Raw genomic sequence first — 23,177 nt, forward strand, 5'->3', positions numbered from 1 at the left:
ACCGGGTCGGCGCCTACGAATTCCATACCACCAGTGTGGACGCTATTCCGGTTCGAACGGTCGGACCGCGAACTGGATGACCCGGTACGGCGCCGCCACCCGGGCCCGAGTGTCCCATTGGCTGACGAAGATTCGTAGCTCGTCGAGTGTCGACCCGGGCGAAATGTAGCCGCCGTACGGCTGCGCGAGCCGGTTGTCGCTCGGCGGCGGGAGGCTCTCCGCCGGGTCGGGCCATTCGTCGTGCTGCACCACCGTGGTCACCGGCGCGTCGCCCAGCGCCGTGGGATCGTTGGCCACCCGCACCTCCATGTTGCCGGTGCTGGCGTTGAAGTACGACAGCACGGCCTTGCCGTCGATCTCCCGGAAGCACATCTCCCCCACCATGTCCGGCCACAGCGGGGTCGGTGGCTTGTTCCACCCGCCGCCGGCCCCGGGCGCCCAGCCCTGCCACCGCGACCGGTCGGTGAAGTTCTGCGGTGTGGCGCGGTAGAGCAACACGGGGTGGCTGCGGGTGAAGCTGTTGGCGACGATGTAGACCCACCCGGTGGGCGAATCCGGGGTGGGAACGGGGTCGTAGTACCCGCTGATCTGGGTCTGCGAGCCGCCCTGGAACGAGCCGTCGCGCCGCGAACCCGGCACGGTTCGCCAGCCCGCGCGCGCCGGTTCGGCCATCACGAGCCGCGAATACTGCGGCTGCAGGTCGTTCGTCGTCGTAACCATCAGGTAGTTGCGCCGGTTGATCTGCACGACACCGGCCGGTAACTGCGAGTCCCCCGGCGGCGTGGGATCGGCGAGCAGCGGATCGCGCACGCCGAGGACTCCGGAGTAGCGCACCCCGGCCGGGTCGTCGACGGAGGACGTGTCGACGCGCAGCGCGATCGGCGCGAAGTCGCGGCCGAAGCCGACCCCCTGCCCGGGGAAGCTGTCACCACACACCTGCAGCACTTCGCTTGGGAATTCCATGAATTCACACAGATCCGTGGCGCCGACGTTGAAATCCTTTGTCGGCGTGCCTGTTCCGGCCGTCGGGCCGATTCGCACCACCTCCCCCGGCGCCAGCGGCTGCAGCACGGGCTCCGGCGACGGCGCAGGCGGATCGGCACGCGCGGCCGCAATGATGGATTGCGGCACAAGCACAGTTACGAGAACAATCAGGATATGGGGGGCGGATCTCACCCGCCGGTCACAATTCGGCGGCCAGCAGTTCGGCGATCTGGATGGTGTTCAGCGCCGCGCCCTTGCGCAGGTTGTCGCCCGAGACGAACAGCGCAAGGCCGCGCCCGTCGGCCACCCCCGGGTCGTGCCGGATCCGGCCTACCAATGACTCGTCGACACCGGCGGCGGCGAGCGGCGTCGGCACGTCGACGACCTTGACACCCGGTGCGCCGTCGAGCAATTGGCGGGCGCGCTCCGGCGACAGCGGCCGGGCGAACTCGGCGTTGATCGACAGCGAGTGACCCGTGAACACCGGAACGCGCACGCAAGTCCCGCTGACCAGCAGATCGGGGATGCCGAGGATCTTGCGGCTCTCGAAGCGCAGCTTCTGGTCCTCGTCGGTCTCGCCGGAGTCGTCGTCGACCAGCGATCCGGCCAGCGGCACCACGTTGAACGCGATCGGCGCGACGTAGGTCTTCGGCGGCGGGAACTGCAGCGCGGACCCGTCGTACACCAATTGTTCGGCGTCGCCGACGACGGCGCGGGTCTGGGTGGCCAGCTCCTCGACGCCGGCCAGGCCGCTGCCGGACACCGCCTGGTAGCTCGAAACCACCAGGCGCACCAGCCCGGCCTCGTCGTGCAGCACCTTGAGCACCGGCATCGCCGCCATGGTGGTGCAGTTCGGGTTGGCGATGATGCCTTTCTTCAGGGACCGGGCGTCGCCGGCGACATCCCTCTCGAAGTTCACCTCGGACACCACCAGCGGCACGTCGGGATCCTTGCGCCAGGCCGACGAGTTGTCGATGACCGTCACCCCGGCCGCCGCGAACCGCGGCGCCTGCACCCGCGACATCTTCGAGCCGGCGGAAAACAACGCGATGTCCAGGCCGCTGGGGTCCGCCGTCTCGGCGTCCTCGACCTCGATCTCCTGGCCGCGGTACTCGAGCTTAAGGCCCTGCGAGCGCGCCGACGCGAAGAACCGCACGGTGCTCGCCGGGAAGTCGCGCTCGTCGAGCAGGGTGCGCATCACCTGGCCCACCTGGCCGGTGGCGCCTACGACGCCAATCGAAACCATTTACCTGCCCGTTCCCGCGTACACCGTTGCCGTTTCCTCACCACCGAGGCCGAATGCCTCGTGCAACGCGACGACGGCCTTGTCCAATTCCGTGTCGCGGCACAGCACCGAGATCCGGATCTCGGAGGTGGAGATCAGCTCGATGTTGACGCCGACCTCCGCGAGCGCCTCACAGAAGGTGGCGGTCACGCCGGGATGGCTGCGCATGCCGGCCCCGATCAGCGACACCTTGCCGATGTGGTCGTCGTAGAGCAGCTGGGTGAACCCGATCTCGTCCTTGAGCGCATCCAGCTTGGCCACCGCGGTGGGGCCGCTGTCCCGGGAGCAGGTGAAGGTGATGTCGGTCTTGCCGTCCTCGACCTTGGAGACGTTCTGCAACACCATGTCGATGTTGACGTCGGCGTCGGCGACCGCGCGGAACACCCGGGCCGCATAGCCGGGGATGTCGGGGATCCCGACGATGGTCACCTTGGCCTCGCTGCGGTCGTGCGCTACTCCGGTCAGGATGGGGTCTTCCATTGGCTTGTCCTTGATCGATCCGACGACGACGGTGCCCGGCAGTTCCGAGTACGACGAGCGGACGTGCACCGGAATGTTGTAGCGGCGGGCGTATTCCACGCAGCGCAGCATGAGGACCTTGGCGCCGCAGGCGGCCATCTCGAGCATTTCCTCGAACGTCACCGTGTCGAGCTTGCGGGCGTTGTGGACGATCCTGGGGTCCGCGCTGAAGATGCCGTCGACGTCGGTGTAGATCTCGCAGACGTCGGCGTGCAGCGCCGCGGCGAGGGCCACCGCGGTGGTATCCGAGCCGCCGCGGCCGAGCGTGGTGACGTCGCGGGTGTCCTGGCTGACGCCCTGGAAGCCGGCGACCAACACGATGCGGCCCTCGTCGAGGGCGGCCTGCAGCCGTCCGGGCGTGACGTCGATGATCTTCGCGTTGCCGTGGGTGCCGGTCGTGATCACGCCGGCTTGGGAACCGGTGAACGACCGGGCCTGCGCGCCGAGCGACTCGATCGCCATCGCCACCAACGCGTTGGAGATGCGCTCACCGGCGGTGAGCAGCATGTCGAGTTCGCGGGGCGGCGGGGCCGGGCAGACCTGCTGGGCCAGGTCCATCAGATCGTCGGTGGTGTCGCCCATCGCCGAGACCACCACGACGACGTCGTTGCCCTGCTTCTTGGTCGCGACGATCCGCTCGGCGACGCGGCGGATCCGGTCGGCGTCGGCCACCGAAGATCCGCCGTACTTCTGCACGACGAGCGCCACTGTTTCCCTTCCCCGCAGCTTGAGTCCACAACAGAATACGTGGGGGTGCAGCTTCATTTCCTGGCCACCGGCGCCGAGCGCGGGGCTTACGTACAGGGTCCGCGCGGGGCGTCGTCCATGAGCCCCACGCTCGGCGGACGCCCGCGGCGTTTTGGTCACGGGACGGATCGCGGTAGAGTTGGCAACCGTGCAGCGGGTGCTCCTCCTCGGACGCCGCGACGGGGTCTGATCCAGGCTGGCCTCCCGTCGCGGGTGTTCGCGATGCGCCGGTCTGAGGTCCCTTCTGACATCCCGGAGCAACTACCGTGACCATTTCCGATTCGCCCGACGCCTACAAGTCGGCACGCACCATCGTCACCCCCGCGGGCCCGCCCGGCCCGGACCAGCCCGCGTGGAATCCCCAGCGCGGCTCGTCGATGCCCGTCAACCGGTACCGGCCGTTCGCCGAGGAGGTCGAGCCCGTCCGGGTCGCCGACCGCACCTGGCCCGACCGCGTTGTCACCCGCGCGCCGCTGTGGTGCGCAGTCGACCTGCGTGACGGCAACCAGGCGCTCATCGACCCGATGAGCCCCGCCCGCAAGCGCCGCATGTTCGAGCTGCTGGTGCGGATGGGCTATAAGGAGATCGAGGTCGGGTTCCCCTCGGCCAGCCAGACCGACTTCGACTTCGTCCGCGAGATCATCACCGACGGCGCCATCCCCGACGACGTCACCATCCAGGTGCTCACCCAGTGCCGGCCCGAACTGATCGAACGGACCTTCCTCGCGTGTGAGGGCGCGCCGCGGGTCATCGTGCACTTCTACAACTCGACGTCGATCCTGCAGCGCCGTGTGGTGTTCCGCGCGGACCGAGCGGCTGTCCAGGCCATCGCGACCGACGGCGCCCGCAAGTGCGTCGAGGAGGCCGCCAAGTACCCCGGCACGCACTGGCGGTTCGAGTATTCGCCGGAGTCCTACACGGGCACCGAGCTCGAGTACGCCAGGCAGGTGTGCGACGCCGTCGGCGAAATCATCCGGCCGACGCCCGAAAACCCGATCATCTTCAACCTGCCCGCCACGGTAGAGATGGCCACGCCCAACGTCTACGCCGACTCGATCGAGTGGATGAGCCGCAACCTGGCCAACCGCGACTCGGTCATCCTGAGCCTGCATCCGCACAACGACCGCGGAACCGCCGTCGCCGCAGCCGAATTGGGGTACCAGGCCGGGGCCGACCGGATCGAGGGCTGCCTGTTCGGCAACGGGGAGCGCACCGGCAACGTGTGCCTGGTGACGCTCGGGCTCAACCTGTTCTCCCGCGGCGTGGACCCGCAGATCGACTTCTCCAACATCGACGAGATCCGCCGCACGGTGGAGTACTGCAACCAGCTGCCGGTCCACGAGCGTCACCCCTACGGTGGCGACCTGGTGTACACCGCGTTCTCCGGTAGCCACCAGGACGCCATCAACAAGGGCCTGGACGCGATGAAGGTGGCCGCCGACGAGGCCTCGGCCGACGTCGACGACCTGCTGTGGCAGGTGCCCTACCTGCCGATCGACCCGAAGGACGTCGGCCGCACCTACGAGGCCGTGATCCGGGTCAACTCGCAGTCCGGCAAGGGCGGGGTGGCCTACATCATGAAGGCCGATCACGGCCTGGCCCTGCCGCGGCGGCTGCAGATCGAGTTCTCCCAGGTGATCCAGAAGATCGCCGACGGCGAGGGCGGCGAGGTGTCGCCGAAGGAGATGTGGGAGGCGTTCTCGGAGGAGTACCTGGCCCCGGTGCGGCCGCTGGAGCGCATCAAGCAACGGGTCGACGCCTCCGACGAGGACGGCGGCACGACGACGATCGAGGCCACCGTCAAGATCGACGGCGTGGAGACCGAGATCAGCGGCACCGGCAACGGCCCGCTCGCCGCCTTCGTCCATGCGCTGGGGACCGTCGGCTTCGACGTGGCGGTGCTGGATTACTCCGAGCACGCGATGAGCTCGGGCGACGACGCGCAGGCGGCGGCGTATGTCGAAGCTTCCGTCGCCGGCCGAACCGTGTGGGGCGTCGGCATCGCGCCGTCGATCACGACGGCGTCGCTGCGGGCCGTCGTGTCGGCGGTCAACCGCGCGTCGCGTTAGGCGTCAGAACAGCGCGAGCTGCGTGTCGAGCGCGGTGGCGTCGGTGAATTCCTCCATGCTGGCGCCGCCGACGACGGAGCCGACGCTGTGCATGAAGTGGGCGTCGGGCACCAGTGGCACACCCAGCTGCCGCGCAAGGTAGCCCTTGCCCTGCTCGGGTGTGGTGTCGTTGCAGATCACCAGCGACGTCTCCCCGTCGACCACGTCGGCGTAGGCCAGCCCGGCGTGCAGGATCCGCTCGACCAGTTCCTCGTGCGTTCGCGCCACCTCGGCCGCCAGCGCCACCCGCATGCCCTGGACCAGGGGCCTGCCGGTGACGTAGCGCCCGGGGTTGAGGTAGGGGCAGGGCATCCGGGATGCCATCAGCTTGAGGGGTCGCAGCTCGTCGTGGGTCACCCTGCCGTTCGGCCAGCGGCGGCGCCCCACCGGGCGCACCGGCAGCCAGACGTCGAGCTCACGCGCCCGCTCCAGCGCGGGCGCCAGCACGCCGGTCAGCACCCGCGCGTCGTCGAAGGCGTCGTGCGGCCGTTCCTGGGTCACGCCCCAGTAGGCGGCGAGGGTCTCCAACCGCAGGTTGTCGATGCGGAGGTCCAGCCGCCGGGACAGCTCGACCGTGCACATGACGGAGTCGATGGGCAGTTCGGCCTCGACGAGCTCGGCTTCCGCGGCCAGGAACGCGTAGTCGAACGCGACGTTGTGGGCCACCAGCGTGCGCCCGTCGAGCACCTTGACCACGTCGTCGACGACGTCGGCGAACTGCGGCTGGTCTTCGAGCATCGCGGCGGTGAGGCCGTGCACGTGGGTGGGGCCCGGGTCCACGCCGGGATTGAGCAGGCTCACGACGGACTGCTCCACACGGCCGTCGGCGTCGAGGCCGAGCACCGCCAGGCTGATGACGCGGGCCTGCCCCGGGCGGAAGCCCGAGGTCTCGACGTCGATGACGGCCCAGCCCCCATCCGGCTCGCCGGCCGGCCGACCCCAGGGCACCGCACTCATGACTTGAGGATGGCACGTCCGGCCGACATCGCCGGGTCGCTGCGCTGCCGTGTCGGTCGGTAATCTGCCCGGGTGGTCACCACCCGCGCACGCCTGGCCCTCGCCGCAGGAGCGAGCGCGCGGTGGGCGTCGCGGGTCACCGGGCGCGGGGCGGGCGCGATGATCGGCGGCCTCGTCGCGATGACGCTGGACCGCTCGATCCTGCGCCAGCTCGGCGTGGGCCGCCGCACCGTCATCGTCACCGGCACCAACGGCAAGTCGACGACGACGCGGATGACCGCGGCGGCCCTCGGCACGCTGGGGAACGTCGCCACCAACGCGGAGGGCGCCAACATGGACGCTGGGCTCATCGCCGCGCTGGCCGGCGACCGCCGGGCGCCGCTGGCGGCCCTGGAAGTCGACGAGATGCACGTGCCGCACGTGTCCGACGCCGTCGACCCCGCCGTCGTCGTGCTGCTCAACCTGTCGCGCGACCAGCTGGACCGCGTCGGCGAGATCAACGTCATCGAACGCACGCTGCGGGCCGGGCTGGCGCGCCACCCGAAGGCGGTCGTCGTCGCCAACTGCGACGACGTGCTCATGACCTCGGCGGCCTACGACAGCCCGAATGTGGTGTGGGTGGCCGCAGGCGGCTCCTGGGCGAACGACTCGGTCAGCTGCCCGCGCAGCGGCGAGGTGATCGTCCGCGACACGCACCATTGGTATTCCACCGGCGCCGACTTCAAGCGGCCCAGCCCACAGTGGTGGTTCGACGACGAGACGCTGTACGGGCCCGACGGGCTGGCCCTGCCGATGCGGCTCGCGCTGCCGGGCGCGGTCAACCGCGGCAACGCCGCCCAGGCCGTGGCGGCGGCCGTCGCGCTGGGAGCCGATCCGGCCAAGGCCGTCGCGGCCGTCGGCGGGGTCGACGAGGTCGCGGGCCGCTACCGAAGCGTGCGCATCGGCCAACATGACGCGCGGCTCCTGCTGGCCAAGAATCCCGCCGGCTGGCAGGAGGCGCTGTCGATGGTCGACAAGCACGCCGCCGGGGTGGTCATCTCGGTCAACGGCCAGGTGCCAGACGGGGAGGACCTGTCGTGGCTGTGGGACGTGCGATTCGAACACTTCGAGCACACTTCCGTGGTGGCCGCCGGGGAGCGCGGCACCGACCTCGCGGTGCGCCTGGGGTACGCGGGTGTCGAGCACACCCTCGTGCACGACACCGTGGCCGCGATCGCGTCGTGCCCGCCCGGGCGGGTCGAGGTCGTCGCCAACTACACCGCATTCCTGCAGCTACAGCGGGCGTTGGCGCGCCATGGCTGATTCGACCGTGCGGATCGGCCTGGTGCTGCCCGACGTGATGGGCACCTACGGTGACGGCGGCAACGCGCTGGTGCTGCGCCAGCGGCTGCGGCTGCGCGGCATCGCCGCCGAGATCGTCGAGATCACACTGGCCGAGCCAGTGCCGGAATCGCTGGACCTCTACACCCTGGGCGGCGCGGAGGACTACGCGCAGCGACTGGCGACCAGACACCTGATCAGGCATCCGGGACTGCAGCGCGCCGCGGAACGCGGCGCGCCCGTCCTGGCGATCTGCGCGGCCGTGCAGGTGCTCGGGCAGTGGTACGAGACGTCGGCCGGCGAACGCGTCGACGGCGTGGGCATGCTGGATGCGACCACGTCACCGCAGGAGAAGCGCACCATCGGCGAGCTCGTCAGCAAGCCGTTGCCGACCGGCCTGACCCAACGCCTCACCGGCTTCGAGAACCACCGTGGCGGCACGGTCCTCGGCCCCGCGGCGTCCCCGCTGGGCGCGGTGGTCAAGGGCGCCGGCAACCGGGCGGGCGACGGCTTCGACGGCGCGGTCCAGGGCAGCGTGGTCGCGACCTACATGCACGGGCCGTGCCTGGCCCGCAATCCGGAGCTGGCCGACCTGCTGCTGGGCAAGGTGGTGGGAGAGCTGGCGCCGCTCGAGATGCCCGAGGTGGATCTGCTGCGCCGGGAGCGGCTGGCCGCGCGCTGAGGCGTTCGGCGCCGAGACTTGGGCGCCGACTCCTGGTTTTCGCGACACATAAACCATGGCGACGACGCGCCGGGCGGAGTCGCAATGGATTATGTCTCGCGGTCCCGGACGCAAGACCTCGCCAAGAATCCTTTTAGGGCCATCGCCGAGCCTCGCCCCATGGCAAACAGGAAGCTCGCAGCGATCGTGGGTGTGACCGGCGTGCTGACGGTCGCCGTCGCGGGCGCGGCCAACGCCGCCCGCGACGGGATGCACGGAGACCCGGCCGCCGCGGCGCCGTACTGGCGCTACCAGCAGCAGGATCTGGACTGCGGGGAGATGGCGGTGGCCGACGTGATCGGCCAGATCAGCGGCCACGAGCCCAGCGAGGACGAGATCACCGCCGCGGCCGGCACCATCCCCAGCGCCAGCCACCCCGGGCCGATTTATCGGCCCGGCGGCAGGACCGGCAACGGCGACCTGGTGGTGCTGCTGGCGCACTACGGTGTGCGCGCCACGGGGGACCGCACCGACACCGACACGCTGGCGCAAGACCTCGATCGGGGCCGCAAGGTGATCGTCGGCCTGAACGACAAGGTCATCTGGGATGAACCCGGCAATCGCACTCGGGAGAACCACTTCGTCGTCGTCACCGGCATCGACACCGAGGCCGGGGTGGTGCACCTCAACGACAGCGGCATCGAGGCCGGCCGCGACGAGCAGGTCGCCCTCGCCACCTTCGAAAGGGCGTGGGCCACCAGCGACAACTTCGCCGTCGTGACCGGCTAACCGCTCAGACCATCGCGCGTCGGCCCGTGAGGGCGCGGCCCAGAGTCAGCTCGTCGGCGAACTCCAGGTCGCCGCCCATCGGCAGTCCGGACGCGATCCGCGTGACCGCCAGCCCGGGGATGTCGCGCAACATCCGGACCAGGTAGGTGGCCGTCGCCTCCCCCTCGGTGTTGGGGTCGGTGGCGATGATCACCTCGGTGATGTCGACGTCGTCGACGCGCTGGCCGATGCGGCTCAGCAGCTCCCGGATCCGCAGCTGATCGGGCCCGATCCCGGACAGCGGATCCAGCGCCCCGCCCAGCACGTGGTAGCGGCCCCGGAATTCGCGGGTGCGCTCGACGGCCTGGACGTCCTTCGGCTCCTCGACGACGCACACCAGCGAGCCGTCGCGGCGGGGATCCGCGCAGATGCGGCACCGCTCGTTGTCGGAGACGTTGCCGCACACCGCGCAGAACCGCACGCCGTCGCGGACCCGGGACAGCACCGCCGTCAGCCGGTCGATATCCGGGGGCTCGACCGACAGCAGGTGGAAAGCGATGCGCTGCGCGCTCTTAGGTCCGATTCCCGGCAGCTTCCCCAGCTCGTCGATCAGATCCTGGACGGGTCCCTCGAACATGTCGGAACTACGGCTACAGCCCCGGCACCTGGGTCGGCGGCGCGGGCGGTGGGGCCGCCGGCGGCCCGCCCATGCCACCGGCCAGTGCCCCCAGCCGCTCCTGCGCCATCCGGGTGACCTGCCGCGAGGCGTCGGACATGGCGCCGACGATCAGGTCCTGCAGGGTCTCGACGTCCTCTGGATCGACGACCTTGGGGTCGATCTGGACCGCGACCACCTCACCGCTGCCCTTGACCACGACCTTGACCAATCCCCCGCCGGCCTGACCGTGCACCTCGGCGGTCGCGAGTTGGTGCTGAGCCTCCATGAGCTTCTGCTGCATCTGCTGCGCCTGAGCGAGCAGCGCCGACATGTCGCCTCCGGGTTGCATGACAATCCCCTCGCATCTTGGTCTCGACTTGATTTCGCCTGTGCCCATCGGGCGATTCGAAACCCCCAGCGTAGACCGCCCGCCGATACCTTGGCGCCGTGGACCTAAGACTGAGCAAGCGTGTCGGAATCAAACTGGCGGTCGGTGTGCTGATCGCCGCGTCGACGGCCATCACCCCGACGGCGAGCGCCGTCCCCTCGAATGTGACCGGCATGGTCGTCTTCATCGATCCCGGGCACAACGGCTCCAACGACGCGTCCATCTCGCGTCAGGTGCCCACCGGCCGCGGCGGCACCAAGGACTGCCAGGCCAGCGGCACGTCGACCAACAGCGGCTACCAGGAGCACACTTTCACCTGGGACACCGCGCTGCGGGTGCGCGCCGCGCTGAACGCCCTGGGGGTGCGGACCGCACTGTCGCGCGGCAACGACACCGGGCTGGGCCCGTGCGTCGACGCGCGGGCCAATATGGCCAATGCGCTGCACCCGAATGCGGTGCTGAGCATCCACGGCGACGGCGGCCCCGCCTCCGGCCGCGGATTCCACGTCAACTACTCGGCGCCACCGCTCAACCAGGTGCAGGCCGGACCCTCGGTGCAGTATGCCCGGATCATGCGCGACCAGCTGCAGGCCTCCGGCATCCCGCCCGCCAATTACATCGGCCAGGACGGCTTGTACGGGCGTTCCGACCTGGCGGGCCTGAACCTGGCGCAGTACCCGTCGATCCTCGTCGAATGCGGCAACATGAAGAACCCGGCGGATTCGGCGCTGATGGAGTCCGCCGAGGGGCGGCAGAAGTACGCCGACGCCATGGTCCGTGGCATCGCGGGCTTCCTGGCCACCCAGGGTCAGGCGCGCTGAAGCTGGGCCTGGCTGCGCGGCTCCTCCTCACGCCACCGCGCGGCGCGCATCGTCGCCGCGCTGGGCCCGATCGCGGCTCCTCCTCACGCCACCGCGCGGCGCGCATCGTCGCCGCGCTAGCCTTCCAGCTCCTTCTTCAGGTTCGCCAGCACCTCGCCCTGAATTCGCTTCAAACCCAAAGGCGCAAAAGTCTTTTCGAAGAATCCCTTGACGCCACCGGCACCGGTCCAGGTGGTCTTCACGGTGACGCTGGAGCCGGGGCCGGCGGGAGCCACCGTCCAGTTGATGACCATCGACGAGTTCGCGTCCTTCTCGATGACCGTGTGACCGGCGACGTCGACGTCGACCTGCACATCGCGCACGCGTGACTTGGTGGCCTGCAATCGCCACTTGGCGACGGTCCCGGCCCCCTGCCCACCCTGCAGCACCTGGTAGTCGCTGTACTGCGGGGGCAGAATCTTCGGGCGCACCTTCTGATAATCCGCGACGGCGGCAAGGGTGGCCGCGGGTTCGGCGTTGATCAAAATCGTGCTGGCGGCGCTCACCTGTCCCAAGGCAACTCCTGAAGCTATGCCGCCCGCGCGCGGGTGCACGGGCAGTGGTCGAAGACTAGGGTATATGTGGTGCCTCCCCCTGGATCTGCGCTCTCGGCTCACGCAGCGGGCGTCGACCGTTTGATGGCGAGTTATCGATCCATCCCGGCAACGTCCGCCGTCCGACTCGCCAAGCCCACCTCAAACCTGTTCCGCGCCCGCGCCAAAAGTGACGCGCGCGGCCTGGACACATCGGGGCTGACCGGGGTGCTGTTCGTCGACCCCGAGGCCCGGACCGCCGACGTGGCCGGCATGTGCACCTATGAGGACCTGGTGGCCGCGACGCTGCCCTACGGCCTTTCCCCCCTTGTGGTTCCGCAGCTCAAGACCATCACCCTCGGCGGCGCGGTCAGCGGCCTGGGCATCGAGTCGGCGTCGTTCCGCAACGGCCTGCCGCACGAATCGGTGCTCGAGATGGACATCCTCACCGGCGCGGGCGAATTGGTCACCGCGTCGCGCGGCCAGCACACCGATCTGTTCCGCACCTTTCCCAATTCCTATGGCACGCTCGGTTATTCGACCAGGCTGCGGATCGAGCTGGAGCCGGTTGCCCCGTTCGTGGCGCTGCGGCATGTGCGGTTCCGCTCGCTGCCGGACCTGGTGGCGGCGATGGAACGCATCATCGACACCGGCGGGCAGGGCGGGACTCCGGTGGACTACGTCGACGGCGTGGTGTTCGGACCCGACGAGAGCTACCTGTGCGTCGGCCGGCGCACCACGACCCCGGGACCGTTGAGCGACTACACCGGGAAGGACATCTACTACCAGTCGATCCGCCACGAGGGCGCGGGCGTGGAGGCCACCAAGGACGACCGGCTGACCGTTCACGACTACTTCTGGCGTTGGGACACCGACTGGTTCTGGTGCTCACGCGCATTCGGCATGCAGGACCCGCGGGTGCGCAGGTGGTGGCCGCGCCGCTACCGGCGCAGCAGCTTCTATTGGAAGCTGGTGGCCCTCGACCAGCGCTACGGCATCGCCGATCGGATCGAGCAACGCAACGGCCGTCCCCCGCGGGAACGGGTGGTGCAGGACATCGAGGTGCCCGTCGAGCGGACCTGCGAGTTCCTGGAGTGGTTCCTCGACCGCGTGCCGATCACGCCGATCTGGCTGTGTCCGCTGCGGCTGCGCGACCACGAGGGCTGGCCGCTGTACCCGATCCGGCCGGATCACACGTTCGTCAACGTCGGGTTCTGGTCGTCGGTGCCCGCCGGCGCGACCGAAGGCGCCACCAACCGGATGATCGAGGCGAAGGTTAGCGAGCTCGACGGCCACAAGTCGCTGTATTCGGACTCGTTCTACACCCGCGAGGAGTTCGATGAACTCTACGGCGGCGAGGCCTACAACACTGTGAAGAAGACCTACGACCCGGACTCCCGGCTCCTCGACCTCTACGCAAAGGCGGTGCAACGGAGATGACGACCACGAGAGATCCCGGCCATACCACCGGCAAGTTCAGCATGGCCCAGGTTCTCGAGATCTTCGCCGCCACCGGTCGCCACCCGCTGAAGTTCACCGCGTACGACGGCAGCACCGCCGGGAGCCAGGACGCCGAGCTCGGCCTGAACCTGCGTTCCCCCCGCGGTGCCACCTACCTCGCCACGGCTCCCGGTGAGCTCGGCCTTGCCCGTGCCTACGTATCCGGCGACCTGGAGGCGTGCGGAGTCCACCCCGGCGACCCGTACCAGCTGCTCAAGACGCTGACCGACCGGGTCCAGTTCAAGAGGCCCCCGGCACGGGTGCTCGCCAACGTCGTCCGTTCGATCGGCGTCGAGCGCCTGTTGCCGGTGCCGCCGCCGCCGCAGGAGGCGCCCCCGCGGTGGCGCCGCGTCGCCGACGGCCTCATGCACAGCAAGACCCGAGACGCCGAGGCCATCCATCACCACTACGACGTGTCCAATGCCTTCTACGAGTGGGTGCTCGGGCCGTCGATGACCTACACGTGTGCGGTCTACCCCGACGCCGACTCGACGCTGGAAGAGGCCCAGGAAAACAAGTACCGGCTGATCTTCGAGAAGCTGCGACTGCGGCCGGGCGACCGGCTGCTCGACGTCGGCTGCGGCTGGGGCGGCATGGTGCGCTATGCCGCGCGTCGCGGGGTCCGGGTGATCGGCGCGACCCTGTCGGCCGAGCAGGCGGCGTGGGCCCGCAAGGCGATCCAGGACGAGGGGCTCGAGGAGCTGGCCGAGGTGCGGCACTCCGACTACCGCGACGTGGGGGAGGCAAGTTTCGACGCCGTGTCCTCCATCGGGCTGACCGAGCACATCGGCGTCAAGAACTATCCCGCCTACTTCGGCTTCCTCAAGTCGAAGCTGCGCACCGGCGGCCTGCTCCTCAATCACTGCATCACCCGCCACGACAACAAGTCGACCTCGTTCGCCGGCGGATTCACCGACCGCTACGTCTTTCCCGACGGGGAGCTGACCGGCTCCGGGCGCATCACCTGCGAGGTTCAGGACAGCGGATTGGAGGTCCTGCACACGGAGAACCTTCGGCACCACTACGCGATGACGCTGCGCGACTGGTGCCGCAACCTCGTCGAGCACTGGGAGGACGCGGTCGCCGAGGTGGGCCTGGCGACCGCCAAGGTGTGGGGCCTGTACATGGCCGCGTCACGGGTGGCCTTCGAGCAGAACAACCTGCAGCTGCACCACGTGCTGGCGGCCAAGGTCGACGACCGCGGCGACGACGACCTGCCGCTGCGCCCCTGGTGGACGCCCTAGCTGCCCGCCTAGCCGTTGTCGATCCGGCGCGCTCCCAGCTCGCTCTGCAGCAATTCCAGGGCAACCTCTTCGGGGTCGCGGCGCGGCGCCGACGGGTCGGTGCGCCCGGCCTCGGCGAGCATGTGTTCCTCCTCGTCGCGCTGCGCCGAGACCACCGCGGGCTGTTCCGCCCTGGGCGGCGCGGGGTCGGGTTCGGCGGGCGTCGCCGCGCCGGCCTCGCACCGCACTCGCCAGTTCACGCCCAGCGCGTCTTTGAGCGCGTCGGCGATGACGTCGGCGTTGCGCTGTTCGCAGAGCCGCTTGGCCAGCGGCGCCGAGGCATGGGTCAGCACGAGGGTGTTGTCCTCCACCGCGCGGACGGTGGCGCCGGCCAGCATCACCTCGGTGGTGCGGCTGCGCTGGCGCACCTTGTCGCGCACCGTCGGCCACATCGTGCGCACGGCGGCGGCGTTGAGTTCGCCGGGGGCCGACACGGGTTCCGTAACAGGCGTGGGTTGCGGCTGGGGTGTCGGCGCCGGCGCCGGCGCCGGCTCGGGCTTCGGTTCGGGCTTGGGAGCCGGCGGGCCGCGGCGGCCACCGTCGCCCGCCGTGACGGCGGTACCGGTTGTGCCACCGGCGCGGGCGGTGCCACCGCGGCCGCGGTCTGCGGGATGGACATGTCCAGGCGGTTCTCGATCCGCTCGACGCGTTGCAGCAGCGCCGACTCGGCGTCACTGGCCGACGGCAGCAGCAGCCGCGCGCAGACCACCTCCAGCAGCAGCCGGGGTGCCGTCGCCCCCCGCATCTCCCCCAGCCCGGCCTGCACGACCTCGGCGTAGCGGGTCAGCGTCGCCGGGCCGATCCGGGCCGCCTGCTCGCGCATGCGGTCCAGCACGTCCTCCGGCGCGTCCACCACGCCGCGGCTAGCGGCGTCCGGAACCGCCTGCATCAGGAGGAGGTCGCGGAACCGCTCCAGCAGGTCGGTGGCGAAGCGCCGCGGGTCGTGACCGGCGTCGATCACCGATTCGACGGCGCCGAACAGCGCCGCCGCGTCCGACGCGGCCAGGGCGTCGACGGCGTCGTCGATCAGCGCGACGTCGGTGGCACCCAGCAGACCCAGCGCCCGCTGGTACCTCAGGTGGCTGTCCTCGGCCCCGGCCACCAGCTGGTCGAGGACCGACAGCGTGTCGCGCGGCGAGCCGCCGCCGGCGCGGATCACCAGCGGGTACACCGCGTCGTCCACGACGACGCCCTCCTGCTCGCAGATCCGCCCGATCAGCGACCGCATGACCTTCGGCGGCAGCAACCGGAACGGGTAGTGATGGGTGCGCGACCGGATGGTCGGCAGCACCTTCTCCGGCTCGGTGGTGGCGAAGATGAAGATCAGGTGCTCGGGCGGCTCCTCCACGATCTTGAGCAGCGCATTGAAGCCCGCCGTGGTCACCATGTGCGCCTCGTCGATGATGAACACCCGGTAGCGGGACTGGGCCGGCGCGTAGAACGCGCGGTCCCGCAGCTCACGGGTGTCGTCCACGCCGCCGTGGCTGGCGGCGTCGAGCTCGACGACGTCGATGCTGCCCGGCGCGTTGGGCGCCAGCGCCGTGCAGGAGTCGCAGACCCCGCACGGCGTCGACGTCGGCCCCTCCGCGCAGTTCAGCGACCTCGCCAAGATGCGCGCCGACGACGTCTTCCCGCAGCCCCGCGGCCCGGAGAAGAGGTAGGCGTGGTTGATCCGGCCGGCGTCCAGCGCGATGGACAGGGGTTCGGTGACGTGCTCCTGCCCCACCACTTCGGCGAAGGTCGCCGGTCGGTACTTGCGGTAGAGGGCCACGGTCAGCAGGCTACCGGCGCACGGTGACGAGTGCCCGGCGGGCGTCGAGTGTGCATCGGCGGCGTCGAGTGTGCCTGCGGGGCGGGAATTTTGCCGGGTTTCCCGCCATCAGCGCACGCGCAAGGCCGTCAGTTCACACTCGAGGCCGTCGCGCCCAGCCGGGCCTCCGACGCCGCCAGCAAGGCGCAGGTCGCCAAGCCGTCGACCGCGTCGCGCAGGTCGGGCAGCGATGGGAAGGTGGGGGCGATCCGGATGTTCGTGTCGTCGGGGTCCTTGCGGTAGGGGAACGACGCGCCGGCCTCGGTGACGGCGATGCCGGCGTCCTTGGCCAGGGCGACGGTGCGGCGCGCCGTCCCGGGCAACACGTCGAGGCTGATGAAGTAGCCGCCCTGGGGTTCGGTCCAGGAGGCGATCTTGGAGTCGCTCAGCCGCTTGTCCAGGATCTCGAGGGCCAGCGCGAACTTCGGCGCCAGGATCTGCTGGTGGCGCAGCATGTGCAGGCGCACCCCGTCCGCGTCGCCGAAGAAGCGCAGGTGCCGGAGCTGGTTGACCTTGTCCGGCCCGATCGACTTCTTACCCGCGTACTGCAGGTACCAGGCGATGTTGCCCAGCGATCCGCCGAGGAAGCTGACGCCCGCCCCGGCGAACGTGATCTTGGAGGTGGAAGCGAAGACGTAGGGCCGGTGCGGGTTGCCGGCCTTGGCGGCGAGCCCGAGCACGTCGACCTGCCGGATGAAGTCGTGCGTCAGTGTGTGCACGGCGTACGCGTTGTCCCAGAACAGCCGGAAGTCCGAGGCCGCCGTGCGCATCTGGACGAGGCGGCGGACGGTCTCCCAGGAATACGTGACGCCGGTCGGGTTGCCGAAGACCGGCACCGCCCACATCCCCTTGATGGTGGGGTCGACAGCGACCAGCTCCTCGATCAGGTCGACGTCAGGGCCGTCCTGCAGCATCGGGACGGGGATCATCTCGACGCCCATGGTCTCGGTGATCGCAAAGTGCCGGTCGTAGCCGGGGACGGGGCACAGGAACTTGACGTTCGGCTCGTCCTTCCAGGGCCGTGGCGAGTCCACGCCGCCGTACAACATAGAGAAGGCCACGAGGTCGTGCATCAGCTCCAGGCTGGAGTTGTTGCCGGCGATCAGGTTCGGCACCGCAATGCCGAGGAGTTCGCCGAAGATCGCCCGGAGCTCCGGCAGGCCGTGCAGGCCGCCGTAGTTGCGGGTGTCGGTGCCCTCGCCGTCGCGGTAGGACTCTCCCGGCAGGCTCAGCAGCTGGTTGGACAGGTCGAGCTGCTCCGCGGAGGGTTTACCGCGGGTCAGGTCCAGAGCGAGCTTCTTGGCTTGCAACTCCGCGTAATCCTGCTGGTTGCGCGCGTGCGCGGCGGCCAGTTCTTCCGAGCTGAGTGAATCCAGCGACACCAGGGGCCCTTCCGCTGCCTTGTGGCGATCGCCGGCGCGCGGTTCAAGGTGCCTCCCGCTTTCGGGGGACCGGGCGCAGCGGGTCGCCGCTCGTCGAACATAGGGGACCCCGCGCACCCGACAGAGCCCATTGACCCTTGCTGCCTTCCGGCCCTGGGGGAGTTCACAGGATAGACGCCGCGCGGGGTCCATCGGCGAGTGTAGTACCTGGCCCCGACCGACTACCGGGGGCGGCCGTACCACCCTCGGTTACCATGGCCACGGAGGATTCGCCTAGTGGCCTATGGCGCTCGCCTGGAACGCGGGTTGGGTTAACAGCCCTCGCGGGTTCAAATCCCGCATCCTCCGCCACTTGGTTCGGACGCGGACAAGCACAATGACGTGAGTTCTGGTCGCCGCAGGCTGGCGTGAGCTCACCAGCCTGAGGAGGCTTATGGCCCGGAAGTGGTTCATCGCGTGGCACACGTTGTTCTTCGTTGCCGCCGGTGTCCTCTACTTCTTCTGCGTGTTGCCCCGCTGGTATGAGCTGATGGGGGAAATGCCACGCGGGTTGGGGATGGCCGGCCGGATCGCATCCGGCGCGCTCATCGGACTGGCCGCGTTGCCCGTCGTCTTCACGCTGCTGCGCACCCGCAAGCCGGAGCTGGGCACGCCGCAGCTGGCGCTGTCGATCCGGGTCTGGTCGATCGTGGCCCACGTGCTGGCCGGCATCCTGATCGTCGGAACCGCGATCAGCGAGATCTGGCTCAGCCTGGACGCCGCCGGACGGTACCTGTTCGCGATCTACGGTGCGGCCGCCGCGATCGGGGTCCTCGGGTACGTGGCGTTCTACCTGTCGTTCGTGGCCGAGCTGCCGCCGCCACCGCCGAAACCCATCAAAGCGAAGAAACCCAAGCGGCGTCGCCTGCGCCGCAAGAAGGGTGACGACGAGGCGGACGAGGCCGAAGCGATCGAAGAATCCGAGGCCGAAGCCACCGAGGAATCGGAAGAGCCCGAGGACGTCGAAGACGCCGAGGCCGCCGACGAGTCGGAAGAATCCGAAGCGACCGAAGACGCCCAGCCCACGGAAGTCACCGCCGAGGCCGCCGACGAGTCGGAGGCCGAAGAGACCGCCGACGAAGAGGAAGAGCCGCGCGCGGGCCTGCGTAACCGGCGCCCGACGGGCAAGGGCTCGCACCGGATGCGGCGGCGCCGCACGCGCGGCGGCGTCGCGGTGGACGAAGGCCCCGACGAGTAATCGGTCGCGGCGTCGATTACGCCGAGACGATGATGACCGGAATGTCGGTGTTCTCGTCCGTGTGGTAGCTCGCGCAGACCCGGTGGTAGCCGTCGGCGATCTGCAACGGCACACCTGTCGTGAAGTCGCCGCGGACGAGCAGGATCGGCGACAGCGGCTGGCCCTTTTTGATCTTGGTCAGATCCGCGGCGACGTGCGGATTGTCATCGGGTAACAGCGTCAGCCGCGCCGCCCGCAGGATGTCCTTGGCCTTCTTGCAGCTGACGACGCCGGTCTTCATCTTTTCCGCCAACTGGTTGGCAATGCCCGGCTCCGCCACCAGGGCCAGGTAGTCGGCCGCGGCCGGGAAGTCATGGACCTCAGGCTCTTCCAGCCATTTAACGCTCGCCATCGCGTCTCCCTTCGTAGCGCCGCCTCCGTCGCAGCCTACTCAGACGGCCGCCCGAAGTTTGGGATCGGTAGGCGCGGAGCCGGTCTGTACTTGCGCCATGTCGACGCCAACGGGGCGGCGCATGAGGAAAGGGAATATCGGTGAAACGTCTTCTCGCGGCTGCGATTGGAACTGTTGGCTGTGCTGCGGCCTCGGTGGCGCTGGTGGGTTGTTCGAGCGGTGGCCACACGGCCGGCCCGGGCTCGAGCACCGTGCCCAGCGTGGCGACCGGTGCCGGTGCGCAGGTCAAGGTGGGCGGCACCGACCTGGCGGGCCTGGACCCGGCTTCGGTGACGTGCGTCAAAACGGGCGGCCGGATCAACATCGGCAGCGGCTCCACCGGTGGACGGCAAGCGTTGGCCGTCGTGATGACCGACGAGGCCACCCCGAAGGTCGAGTCGCTGGCGCTCGTCGTCGACGGCAACGCCCTCTCGGTCGCCAACAACATGGGCGCCAAGGTGGGTTCGGCCGATGTGGCGGTGGACGGTAAGACGTACACCATCAACGGCCAGGCCCAGGGCGCCGACCTGAAGAACCCCATGGCGGGGATGATCACCAAGGACTTCAACATCAAGGTGACCTGCGGTTGATCCGTTCAACCCCGGGCGGCGGACGTGGCTTCGGCCGACGTCCGCCGCTCGCCGTTCTGGCGGCCCGGCATCGCGCGCGGACTTATGATGCAGCCGTGTCGATCCCCGCCGACCTTCAGCGCGCGCGGCGCCTGGCAGTCGCCGCCGACGAGGCGGCCGCCCGGGATCTCCTGCTGTCCCTGATACCCCGGATCGAGGCGGAGGATCGCGACGACCTGATGCTGGAAGTCCTTGCCCAGCTTGGGGAGATCTACCTGGCGCGCGGGTCGCACGACGGCGTGTCGGAGTCGATCCGCCGCATCCGCGAGTGCTTGGCCATCTACTCGGCGATCGCCGCCGGCGCCATGCCGGAGGCCGCGGGCCAGGTGCGGATTCCGCACGCCGAGGTGGAACGCATGATCTGCCGCTACTCGCGACGGGCCCAGTTCCTGCAGACGGGCCTGGCGGCGGCGGTCGGCGATCACGAGGGGGCGGCGTCGGCGCTGGCCGCGCTGGACAACTGGAATCGCGGCGGATTCGACGAACTCGCCGACGAGCACACCTACCTGTGCGCCTTCGCGCGGGTGCTGTGCGCGGGCGCGCTGTGCGACGACGACCTGCACGCGCGGGCGATTCCGCTCTGGGAGCAGGCACTCGGCATGATCGACGGCGCCGGGGACTCCGACCATCTCCGGGTGGTCGCCGCCACCGGGTACGGCAGGTTCTGCGTCGAGACGGGGCGATTGTCCGAGGCCGAGCCGTGGTTGCGCCGGGCCGAGGCCCGCGCGCAAGCCAACGACTGGGAGTTGGCCAGTGCCACAGCACAATTGGAGCGTGCTGCCGGTTGTTGGGTGGCGGGTGACCACGTGAGTACCGAGCGGATCGTCTCGGAGGCCTACCCGGTCATCGCGCGCTACGCACGCGCCCACGACGTGGCCCGGTGCTGGCTGTACCTGGGACTCACCCGCCTGGGGTCTGGCGCACTGGGGGCGGCCGACGAATGCTGGGAGCACGCGGAGCGACACTGGCGGGGGTTGGGCAAGCCGCTTCACCTGCACCGTATCCTGTTGCAGCGCAGCTGGATACCGATCTTCTGGAGCCGGTTCGAGGCGGCGGTCGAGCTGATCGCTCAGGCCCGTGAGGTGCTCGATTCCTCGCCGCGCAGCAGTTGGCTGCAGTACGCCCGGCTCGACAATCACCTGGGGACGGTGTGGCGAGCGGATGCGTTGGCCGACTTGGGCTTCGACGGGTCCGGTGACCCCGACGAGACCCTGCAGGAAACCGGAGAACGGCATGCCCAATCGCTGGGTGTCATCCTGGGCGAGGTCGGCACCCCGGCGTATCGACGCGCGATGGCGAAGCTCGAGCAGGCCGCAGAGCTCAAGGTGCCGGCGGCGCTGGCGGTGGACTCGGTGCGGTATTCGATCGCCGACGCGGACGCCCGGGCGCGCTGGGCGGCCAGCGTTTCTGCGCCGATGCTGGCCGGCGCCTTCGCCGTCGCCTGGGAGTGGGAGAACACCCAGCTGATCAGCGAGCTCGTCGAATACCACAGCGCGCGAGGCACATTTGCCAACGAGCCGGGACGGGCGACTGTCGGTGAATGGGCGTCGACGGCGACCACGACGGCGCCCGTCGACGCCGGTGACGCGCTGGCCGCGGCGGGGCCGTCAGTGCGCGCCGGGGGCGCGCTCACCCGGCTCGGCCCGTTACCCCCGCTGCGGATGGAACCGGGCGCCGAACCAATCTTGGGCCACTACCGCGCACTGGCATTCGAACGTTACGGGCAGGCGGTCGTCACCGATGAGCCCGCCTGGTCGACCTGGCCATGAGCGTGCCGGACCGGCTGACGCTGGTGCTCCGCTACGCCGACGTCGGCATCGCCACCTACGCCAGCCTGCGTATCGTCGGGCAGCCGTCGCGCACCGTCACCTGGGTGGTCGAGGAGCCGATCCTGCTGGCGGCCCTGCAGGAGCTGACCGAGGCCCTGCCCGAGCCGGCCGGCTCCGAAAGCCCCCGCGATGCCATCGAACGCGCGCTGACGCGCGGCCCTTTCGCGCGGCCGGACACCGAACTCGTCGTCGCTTACATCCTCGGGGTGCTGCTGATCGCGCCCGCCGGATGGCAACTGCTCAGGAGCTGCGCGGCGTCGCCACGTGCGGTGCTCTTCGTCTCGCCCACCGCGCGGCTCGCGCGCGTGCCCTGGGGCCTGCTGGCGCTGCCGAAATCGGGTCCGAGCAAGGAGGAATTGGCTCGTGCCCGGCAAGAGGCGATGACCGCCAGCGGCCGGGTGGCCGCCCGGATCCCGTGGCAACTCGCCGATATCGAGGAACACACCGACGGTTATCGGCTGATGGAGCTGGCCGATGTGCTCATGGCGGAGCCGCAGAACATCGTGCACTCCCCGCGATCACCGGCCGGATGGGCCGAGAGGCGCGCCAACCCGCCGGTCCTGGTCCTCGACCCGCGGGTGCCCGGGCAACTGCCCGACTCTGCGCTGGGATCGGTGCTCGGCCGCCCCTCGGCGCGGACGCGATTGGCCCAGCATTACGCCGAGCTGGCGCGACGCCGCGCCGTGTTGCCGGACGCCGGCGACCCGGTGGAGCTGTTCCGCCGGCGGGACGCCGATCGCGCTTGGCTGGCCAAGATGCTCGTCCAAGCGCCCAACCGGCTCATGTACGTTGGTCACGCCAGTTCGGCCGAGGGGCGGGCCGACCGCGCGGCCCTGCACCTCGCGTGTACGGCGGCGATGCGCGGAGACGCCGACGCCATCGGCGATCACCGCCCGCTGACCGCGTCGGACCTGATGTCCTTGCAGATGCCGATGCCACCGCGCGTCGCCCTGCTGGCGTGCGGCTCGGGTGGGGACTACCAGTTCGACGAGGCGACCGGCCTGGTGGCCGCGATGGTCCTGGGCGGTGCGCAGCTGGTGACGGCCACCTTGTGGTCGCTACCGACGACGAAGGCGTACCGCCTGTTTGCGGGCCCGGCCGCCGGGGACGAGGATCCGATGGCCGAACTCGTCATCGCGGTGGACCGTGCGCACGAACAGGATGACGCGGGGTGCGCGCTGAATCGATGGCAACGCGACCAGATGCGGCGCTGGCGTGGCGGCGCCCTCGCCGCCAGCCCCCTCTATTGGGGCGCCCCGATCACCTTCGCGGTTGACGGGGCGCGGTAG

General features: G+C 69.8%; 22 protein-coding genes, 1 tRNA gene and 1 other RNA gene. 12 read left to right on the forward strand and 12 right to left on the reverse strand.

All coding sequences use genetic code 11. The features are described from left to right. Nucleotides 1-42: 42 nt before the first annotated feature. Genes G6N56_RS15470 through G6N56_RS15480 form a run of 3 tightly spaced genes read right to left on the reverse strand, consistent with a single transcriptional unit; the run spans nt 43 to nt 3,496 of the window. The gene (locus G6N56_RS15470; RefSeq protein ID WP_408632705.1) at nt 43-1,158 is read right to left on the reverse strand and encodes a DUF4185 domain-containing protein; all 1,116 of its coding nucleotides are present in this window, start codon (nt 1,156-1,158) and stop codon (nt 43-45) included. Nucleotides 1,159-1,183: 25 nt separating this feature from the next. Then, nucleotides 1,184-2,230: an aspartate-semialdehyde dehydrogenase gene (locus G6N56_RS15475; protein ID WP_085258263.1), complete on the reverse strand. Its 1,047-nt coding sequence runs from the start codon at nt 2,228-2,230 to the stop codon at nt 1,184-1,186. Next, nucleotides 2,231-3,496 (reverse strand): aspartate kinase, encoded by a 1,266-nt coding sequence (locus tag G6N56_RS15480; RefSeq protein WP_085258264.1) that lies wholly within the window; start codon nt 3,494-3,496, stop codon nt 2,231-2,233. 305 nt (nt 3,497-3,801) lie between these two features. Here G6N56_RS15480 and leuA point away from each other — a divergent pair, with 305 nt between their 5' ends. Next, nucleotides 3,802-5,604, forward strand: a complete 1,803-nt coding sequence (gene leuA / locus G6N56_RS15485; RefSeq protein WP_163645126.1) for a 2-isopropylmalate synthase — start codon at nt 3,802-3,804, stop codon at nt 5,602-5,604. A gap of 3 nt (nt 5,605-5,607) precedes the next feature. On the opposite strand, the gene G6N56_RS15490 is transcribed toward leuA, so the two are convergent. Continuing rightward, nucleotides 5,608-6,600, reverse strand: coding sequence for a DEDDh family exonuclease (locus G6N56_RS15490; RefSeq protein ID WP_085258265.1), 993 nt, complete (start codon nt 6,598-6,600; stop codon nt 5,608-5,610). A 72-nt stretch (nt 6,601-6,672) separates the two neighbouring features. Here G6N56_RS15490 and G6N56_RS15495 point away from each other — a divergent pair, with 72 nt between their 5' ends. The 3 genes from G6N56_RS15495 (at nt 6,673) to G6N56_RS15505 (ending at nt 9,370) form a co-directional block, all read left to right on the forward strand. Further along, nucleotides 6,673-7,902: a Mur ligase family protein gene (locus G6N56_RS15495; protein ID WP_085258266.1), complete on the forward strand. Its 1,230-nt coding sequence runs from the start codon at nt 6,673-6,675 to the stop codon at nt 7,900-7,902. Continuing rightward, nucleotides 7,895-8,602: a type 1 glutamine amidotransferase gene (locus tag G6N56_RS15500; protein WP_085258267.1), complete on the forward strand. Its 708-nt coding sequence runs from the start codon at nt 7,895-7,897 to the stop codon at nt 8,600-8,602. Before G6N56_RS15495 ends, G6N56_RS15500 begins: the two co-directional genes overlap by 8 nt. Before the next feature lie 159 nt (nt 8,603-8,761). Next, the gene (locus G6N56_RS15505) at nt 8,762-9,370 is read left to right on the forward strand and encodes a C39 family peptidase (protein WP_085258268.1); all 609 of its coding nucleotides are present in this window, start codon (nt 8,762-8,764) and stop codon (nt 9,368-9,370) included. A 4-nt stretch (nt 9,371-9,374) separates the two neighbouring features. Here G6N56_RS15505 and recR read toward each other — a convergent pair whose 3' ends face one another. Beyond that, nucleotides 9,375-9,986, reverse strand: a complete 612-nt coding sequence (gene recR / locus G6N56_RS15510; RefSeq protein WP_085258269.1) for a recombination mediator RecR — start codon at nt 9,984-9,986, stop codon at nt 9,375-9,377. A gap of 13 nt (nt 9,987-9,999) precedes the next feature. Next, nucleotides 10,000-10,356 carry a YbaB/EbfC family nucleoid-associated protein gene (locus tag G6N56_RS15515; RefSeq protein WP_085258270.1) on the reverse strand — a complete coding sequence of 119 codons (357 nt, stop codon included), beginning with the start codon at nt 10,354-10,356 and terminating at the stop codon, nt 10,000-10,002. 98 nt (nt 10,357-10,454) lie between these two features. On the opposite strand from G6N56_RS15515, the gene G6N56_RS15520 reads away from it, so the two are divergent. Further along, nucleotides 10,455-11,216: an Rv3717 family N-acetylmuramoyl-L-alanine amidase gene (locus G6N56_RS15520; protein WP_085258271.1), complete on the forward strand. Its 762-nt coding sequence runs from the start codon at nt 10,455-10,457 to the stop codon at nt 11,214-11,216. 116 nt (nt 11,217-11,332) lie between these two features. Here G6N56_RS15520 and G6N56_RS15525 read toward each other — a convergent pair whose 3' ends face one another. Beyond that, the gene (locus G6N56_RS15525; protein ID WP_085258272.1) at nt 11,333-11,770 is read right to left on the reverse strand and encodes an SRPBCC family protein; all 438 of its coding nucleotides are present in this window, start codon (nt 11,768-11,770) and stop codon (nt 11,333-11,335) included. 123 nt (nt 11,771-11,893) lie between these two features. Between G6N56_RS15525 and G6N56_RS15530 the strand changes: the two genes are divergently transcribed. Both G6N56_RS15530 and G6N56_RS15535 read left to right on the forward strand, forming a co-directional pair. Beyond that, nucleotides 11,894-13,228 carry an FAD-binding oxidoreductase gene (locus G6N56_RS15530; RefSeq protein ID WP_180150340.1) on the forward strand — a complete coding sequence of 445 codons (1,335 nt, stop codon included), beginning with the start codon at nt 11,894-11,896 and terminating at the stop codon, nt 13,226-13,228. Continuing rightward, nucleotides 13,225-14,532 (forward strand): class I SAM-dependent methyltransferase, encoded by a 1,308-nt coding sequence (locus G6N56_RS15535; RefSeq protein WP_197746630.1) that lies wholly within the window; start codon nt 13,225-13,227, stop codon nt 14,530-14,532. The genes G6N56_RS15530 and G6N56_RS15535 overlap by 4 nt, the downstream gene beginning before the upstream one ends. An 8-nt stretch (nt 14,533-14,540) precedes the next feature. Here G6N56_RS15535 and G6N56_RS29130 read toward each other — a convergent pair whose 3' ends face one another. The 4 genes from G6N56_RS29130 to ffs all read right to left on the reverse strand — a co-directional run bounded on the left by G6N56_RS29130 (nt 14,541) and on the right by ffs (nt 17,957). After that, nucleotides 14,541-14,951: a hypothetical protein gene (locus G6N56_RS29130; protein WP_232069069.1), complete on the reverse strand. Its 411-nt coding sequence runs from the start codon at nt 14,949-14,951 to the stop codon at nt 14,541-14,543. Next, a complete protein-coding gene (locus G6N56_RS15540; protein ID WP_232069070.1) occupies nt 14,909-16,342 on the reverse strand; it encodes a DNA polymerase III subunits gamma/tau in 1,434 nt (477 codons plus the stop codon). Before G6N56_RS15540 ends, G6N56_RS29130 begins: the two co-directional genes overlap by 43 nt. Before the next feature lie 128 nt (nt 16,343-16,470). After that, on the reverse strand, nt 16,471-17,763 hold the full coding sequence (locus tag G6N56_RS15545) for an aspartate aminotransferase type Ic (protein ID WP_142280832.1): 1,293 nt from the start codon (nt 17,761-17,763) through the stop codon (nt 16,471-16,473). Nucleotides 17,764-17,860: 97 nt separating this feature from the next. Continuing rightward, an RNA gene (gene ffs, locus G6N56_RS15550) (signal recognition particle sRNA small type) lies at nt 17,861-17,957 on the reverse strand. A 68-nt stretch (nt 17,958-18,025) separates the two neighbouring features. On the opposite strand from ffs, the gene G6N56_RS15555 reads away from it, so the two are divergent. Both G6N56_RS15555 and G6N56_RS15560 read left to right on the forward strand, forming a co-directional pair. Continuing rightward, nucleotides 18,026-18,114 (forward strand) — tRNA-Ser (locus tag G6N56_RS15555). An 82-nt stretch (nt 18,115-18,196) separates the two neighbouring features. Continuing rightward, nucleotides 18,197-19,000, forward strand: a complete 804-nt coding sequence (locus G6N56_RS15560) for a lipid uptake coordinator LucA (protein ID WP_085258275.1) — start codon at nt 18,197-18,199, stop codon at nt 18,998-19,000. A 16-nt stretch (nt 19,001-19,016) separates the two neighbouring features. Here G6N56_RS15560 and G6N56_RS15565 read toward each other — a convergent pair whose 3' ends face one another. Next, nucleotides 19,017-19,391: a hypothetical protein gene (locus G6N56_RS15565; RefSeq protein ID WP_085258276.1), complete on the reverse strand. Its 375-nt coding sequence runs from the start codon at nt 19,389-19,391 to the stop codon at nt 19,017-19,019. A gap of 140 nt (nt 19,392-19,531) precedes the next feature. Here G6N56_RS15565 and G6N56_RS15570 point away from each other — a divergent pair, with 140 nt between their 5' ends. The 3 genes from G6N56_RS15570 (at nt 19,532) to G6N56_RS15580 (ending at nt 23,177) form a co-directional block, all read left to right on the forward strand. After that, nucleotides 19,532-20,020, forward strand: a complete 489-nt coding sequence (locus G6N56_RS15570) for a lipoprotein LpqH (RefSeq protein ID WP_085258277.1) — start codon at nt 19,532-19,534, stop codon at nt 20,018-20,020. 95 nt (nt 20,021-20,115) lie between these two features. Beyond that, nucleotides 20,116-21,828 carry a hypothetical protein gene (locus tag G6N56_RS15575; protein WP_085258278.1) on the forward strand — a complete coding sequence of 571 codons (1,713 nt, stop codon included), beginning with the start codon at nt 20,116-20,118 and terminating at the stop codon, nt 21,826-21,828. Further along, nucleotides 21,825-23,177, forward strand: a complete 1,353-nt coding sequence (locus G6N56_RS15580; RefSeq protein ID WP_085258279.1) for a CHAT domain-containing protein — start codon at nt 21,825-21,827, stop codon at nt 23,175-23,177. Before G6N56_RS15575 ends, G6N56_RS15580 begins: the two co-directional genes overlap by 4 nt.

It is taken from the genome of Mycobacterium saskatchewanense, assembly GCF_010729105.1.
Lineage (GTDB): Bacteria > Actinomycetota > Actinomycetes > Mycobacteriales > Mycobacteriaceae > Mycobacterium > Mycobacterium saskatchewanense.

Bases quoted from the DNA above. Each gene is read 5' to 3' on its own strand.
- G6N56_RS15535 (WP_197746630.1), top strand. From the start codon at position 13,225: ATGACGACCACGAGAGATCCCGGCCATACCACCGGCAAGTTCAGCATG.
- G6N56_RS15500 (WP_085258267.1), top strand. From the start codon at position 7,895: ATGGCTGATTCGACCGTGCGGATCGGCCTGGTGCTGCCCGACGTGATG.
- G6N56_RS15560 (WP_085258275.1), top strand. From the start codon at position 18,197: ATGGCCCGGAAGTGGTTCATCGCGTGGCACACGTTGTTCTTCGTTGCC.
- G6N56_RS15505 (WP_085258268.1), top strand. From the start codon at position 8,762: ATGGCAAACAGGAAGCTCGCAGCGATCGTGGGTGTGACCGGCGTGCTG.
- G6N56_RS15515 (WP_085258270.1), bottom strand. From the start codon at position 10,356: ATGCAACCCGGAGGCGACATGTCGGCGCTGCTCGCTCAGGCGCAGCAG.
- G6N56_RS15530 (WP_180150340.1), top strand. From the start codon at position 11,894: ATGGCGAGTTATCGATCCATCCCGGCAACGTCCGCCGTCCGACTCGCC.
- G6N56_RS15490 (WP_085258265.1), bottom strand. From the start codon at position 6,600: ATGAGTGCGGTGCCCTGGGGTCGGCCGGCCGGCGAGCCGGATGGGGGC.
- recR (WP_085258269.1), bottom strand. From the start codon at position 9,986: ATGTTCGAGGGACCCGTCCAGGATCTGATCGACGAGCTGGGGAAGCTG.
- G6N56_RS15580 (WP_085258279.1), top strand. From the start codon at position 21,825: ATGAGCGTGCCGGACCGGCTGACGCTGGTGCTCCGCTACGCCGACGTC.
- G6N56_RS15475 (WP_085258263.1), bottom strand. From the start codon at position 2,230: ATGGTTTCGATTGGCGTCGTAGGCGCCACCGGCCAGGTGGGCCAGGTG.
- G6N56_RS15565 (WP_085258276.1), bottom strand. From the start codon at position 19,391: ATGGCGAGCGTTAAATGGCTGGAAGAGCCTGAGGTCCATGACTTCCCG.